Source organism: Haliscomenobacter sp., assembly GCF_033763495.1.
Classification (GTDB): Bacteria; Bacteroidota; Bacteroidia; order Chitinophagales; family Saprospiraceae; genus Haliscomenobacter.
In genome coordinates, this window is sequence record NZ_JANRKL010000054.1 from 1 (window position 1) to 3,666 (window position 3,666).

General features: G+C 42.9%; 4 protein-coding genes and 1 tRNA gene. 1 reads left to right on the plus strand and 4 read right to left on the minus strand.

Annotated features, from left to right (window positions below; all coding sequences use genetic code 11):
- Positions 1-72 precede the first annotated feature (72 nt).
- Positions 73-147 (plus strand) — tRNA-Val (locus tag SFV55_RS06385).
- A gap of 93 nt (positions 148-240) precedes the next feature.
- Here the strand turns inward: SFV55_RS06385 and SFV55_RS06390 are convergent.
- The 4 genes from SFV55_RS06390 to SFV55_RS06405 form a co-directional block, all read right to left on the minus strand.
- A complete protein-coding gene (locus SFV55_RS06390) occupies positions 241-1,131 on the minus strand; it encodes a phosphatase PAP2 family protein (RefSeq protein WP_320028644.1) in 891 nt (296 codons plus the stop codon).
- 480 nt (positions 1,132-1,611) lie between these two features.
- Positions 1,612-2,049 carry a DUF1801 domain-containing protein gene (locus tag SFV55_RS06395; RefSeq protein WP_320028645.1) on the minus strand — a complete coding sequence of 146 codons (438 nt, stop codon included), beginning with the start codon at positions 2,047-2,049 and terminating at the stop codon, positions 1,612-1,614.
- 8 nt (positions 2,050-2,057) lie between these two features.
- On the minus strand, positions 2,058-2,681 hold the full coding sequence (locus tag SFV55_RS06400) for a GyrI-like domain-containing protein (protein WP_320028646.1): 624 nt from the start codon (positions 2,679-2,681) through the stop codon (positions 2,058-2,060).
- 654 nt (positions 2,682-3,335) lie between these two features.
- Positions 3,336-3,666, minus strand: a 331-nt coding sequence (locus tag SFV55_RS06405; protein ID WP_320028647.1) for a F0F1 ATP synthase subunit epsilon, incomplete at its 5' end; no start/stop codon positions are given.

Consider the following 3,666-nt stretch of genomic DNA (forward strand, 5'->3'; position numbering starts at 1 on the left):
CTTGCGCAAACTGAAATGAGCGCGTATATTTGCGCACGCTTTTGAGCAAAAGGCTCAAAAAACCAAATACAAGGGTGATTAGCTCAGCTGGTTTAGAGCATCTGCCTTACAAGCAGAGGGTCGGCGGTTCGAATCCGTCATCACCCACGAAGATTTCAAAAGGGTTACAAATTCATGGATTTGTAACCCTTTTCTTTTTATACTCAACTCGTTCAACATTCTAACGAACTAACTATTGCCCTACTTTATCTTCATTTGAACCTCTTTCCATTCCCCCTTCGCCGCTTTAAAATCCTCCTGAAATTTCGCGCTATAGCTCATCAGTTCCAGCATCTTATGCGCCAAAATCCGAGAAGCCTCATTGTCGCTAGGATAATGAATCCCCATAATTTCTCTGGATTGCCTAATTTCCTCGGCTAGATTTAAAAACTGCTGCCTTTTTTCAGGGAACAACTCACTCCAAAAATAGGCCTGGATATACGCCCACAGGGTATGCCCGCTGGCAAACGAGGGTGAACCCATAACGGCGAGGGCTTGCAATTTGGGCTCCAGTTGATAAGGTCGAGCCCTCAGGTTCTGGTATTTTACACTGAACTCCATGATGCGCATGTCCTGCATGATTCCCTTCAACACCTGAGCGGTTTTGGGAAAATGTTCTGCTTTGCATTGCTCACCCAAAATCTCCCTTCCTTCAAAAAACAAGTCTTGCAGGTTTCGTTGGTACCCAGGATGCTTTTTTTGCAAATCCACGTGAGGCCAATAACCAATATCGCCAAGAAAGGTAACTCGTTTGCTTTGCTCAGGAGTACGTTTATTTTGCAAGGTTAAGAGATAGTCTAATTCGGCCCGGGTTTGTGCCGAACTATTAGCAGGAGCAAGCAGCCAATTTTGTAAAGTGCCTACTTGCGTTGTGCTAAGGTAGTAGGGCTGTACCAGGCTGTAGGTAATTGACCATCCGTATTTCTCCGGAGGGAAAGCAATTGTATCCATCCAGGCGCGCTGGCTATGGGGTTCTGGGGATTGGGCTTGCAGGATTTTGTAATGTCCTGAACTAGGCTCAAGCGGATGAATGCCTTGAGCAAAAGTGGAAAGGCTACAAAGCACCAGGAAAAAAGCTGCCATAAGTTTCATGTGGCCAAGTGTTTGGTTATGAATGGTGTTAATAAGGAATTTTCGAGACATCATGAAATGATAAGCAGGGCAAACCAGATTTGCCCTGCTCCTTTGGTAAATCTAGCAGCAGCCAGTTCCGCAGCAATTGTCATCACCGCCGCAGCAATTGGCTTTTGCATTCATCAAATTAAGCATGGTTGAAAGTTTTAAATAGTAAGGCCGCAATAGTGCGGATTTTCTTGAGGGGAGTAGTCTATTGTCGCCGATCAATCGTAATATTACGATTGGTTTTTTCAAAAAAAATCAAACTCTGATGATGCTTGATTTTTTTGATGCTCCAAATTGAAAACGATACCTGCTTGAGTGATCATTTGTTCTAAATTCATCGCAATATTACGATTGATTTATTTTCCGCGCAAGTTTTTTTTCAAACAAGTGCAAATTATTTTCTCGAATATTTTGACAGTAATGGATCCAGAAGAGATTGCAGGGAGGTAATTATTTTTTACGTTTGATTTTTGCCAATCCTTCATCCACCGCCACCGCCTCGTACACATACGCCTGTACCAACTCCACATCAATGTCCTCCACCCGCTCAAAATCCCGCCAGGCCACCTGCTTCCGCCCTTCCAATTTCAGATAGCCCATTTCGTCCGTCAATAAATGGCCTTGGGCAAAGCCCAACCTTACACCAGTGTAACTTTGTTTTTTGCCCCACAACACCGAACCAGGCCAAATAAAGCAGATGGTTTTGTGCCGTTTGAAATAAGGAACATTGTAGCTCAGCTTTTCGCTCACATCTGGAATACAATCGTAAATGAGTTGCCGCAAAAACTCTACCACTTCCAATTCATCAGGCGGCAGAAAAGCCAAAAACTCCTCTATGGATTGGAAATTGACGTTTTGCATTTTGGGCTTTTCGTTAGGTTTAGGCATGACAGGCGTTATTTAACAGGCTCGCGCAAAATGGTTTTTAGTTTTTCGGGAGCGGTTTTGCGAAAGTCAGAAAGGTAAATTTCGTGGTGCAATCCATTTCTGAGCATTTGATTTGCTTCCATAAATTTCCCCATTTCCAACAGGGTCTCAATTTCTGTAGAAAAAGGGCCAACGTGTAACATTTGGACTACTTTGCCCTCATTCATCTGGTACAGGCTGATGTTCTGAGCCCAATCCACTTGTTTTTTAACTACTACGCTTTGAATGGCCTTTTCCACCTCTGCTGCTGTAACATATTCAGGCATACGAATGAGTAAGCGGTATTCCCATTCTTTGCGTGGCACTTTTTGTACCGATTCGATCATGGACAATCCAGCGTATTTTTTTTCATCAAACCACCATAAACCTTCCAGTTTGGCTACCACAAAATCCAGTCCTTTTTGTTTGTAGGCAAATTTGAGGGCATAAGCCGTAGTGTACAGAGCTTGAATGTTAGCGCTAAAATCAGCATCATCCGGATCGCCCTGGCCGGGGATGGATAGGAATTGCGCAGCTTCAATCTGGGCAATAGTAGGTTGCGTTTTGGCCGTGTAGTAACTTTTGAACTGTTTGCTTAAATCTAACTTTTCCATAACTCCAGGCATTTAATGCTACAAATTAAACACAAGCTACTGACAACCTTATGGCAGTCCTCCATAAAATCCTTGCACCATTTCGTCGTCGGATATAAGATAGTTTAGATGTCAACTAAATTCAAGCAGATTTGAAAACACTATTCTTTACCTGTTTAGCTCTTTTGTGGTTTTGCCCAAAAATGAATGCTGATACGCTCGATTTTTGGCACGTTTATTACAATGGGGTAAAAATTCATGAGTTCAATGTTCTGTCAAAAGGGAAGGTTGTACTTAAAAGCAGTAAGATCAAATCATCTGATTCTCTGACTGTAAAGTATTTCAAGGACATTCGCTGTAGCTCATGTGAAACCTATTTATCATTCGAGAACAATCAGTCAAAAGCTTTGGTGTCCACAAAGGGACAAGGCACTTTTAATCCCGTGAAAATTTCTTTACTCAAACTCCTGCAACATTTTAAAACCGAGGGCTTAAAAGCATGTAATGTCTATTATGTGGAAAAACATAAAGGGAAAGAAATCCGACGCTTCATCTTTCCGCTAATATTGGAATAAATAGGAGCAAAACCAAAAGAGGGTAGCCCGCATACCGGACTACCCTCCTCTAAAAACTCAGCAAAATCATAATCCGCCTTGCGGCAGATTATTTATCGTATTAAGCTTTCACGCCTGCGAGCAGCAGTGAAACCTCATTGTTCAGCACTTCAACAAAACCGGATTCTACCTGAAAAACAATCTTGCGCTCGGCCTGACTGTCTTCCACCTGTTCTTTTTTACCCAGGTCGTAGAAACGGTAGTCACCAGCACCTGTTACGATTGTCACTTTGCCAGCCGACAAAGCAGACACGATCGGGGCGTGGTTTTGCAGGATCTGAAATTCCCCTTTTACACCCGGCACTTTTACCGATTTGATCGGACCTGCGAAAATTTCGCGATCAGGAGTAAGTACGGTAATATTCATAGTTGAGGAGTTGAGGAGTTGAGGG